At 68.4% G+C, this 228-nt stretch carries 1 protein-coding gene; it reads left to right on the forward strand.

Annotation, left to right across the window (positions count from 1 at the left end):
* Nucleotides 1–204, forward strand: a 204-nt coding sequence (locus ACPYOM_RS24355; RefSeq protein WP_481347956.1) for a hypothetical protein, incomplete at its 5' end; no start/stop codon positions are given.
* Nucleotides 205–228 lie beyond the last annotated feature (24 nt).

Consider the following 228-nt stretch of genomic DNA (forward strand, 5'->3'; position numbering starts at 1 on the left):
CCCCCCCCCCCCCCCACAAAAACCCCCCCCCCCCCAGATTACTACGCGTCTCGTGGGCTCGGAGATGTGTATAAGAGACAGGGGGTGACCGGCCCGGATTGGGTTGCCGGTCCCGGACGAGCCGAGGAGTCCCCGCCACCTTGCCCGTGCGGCGGGGACTCACCTCGCCCGGCGTGGCCGCCCCTGTCTCTTATACACATCTGACGCTGCCGACGACGGAGAGAGTGT

It is taken from the genome of Monashia sp. HAY1-2A (assembly GCF_056755315.1).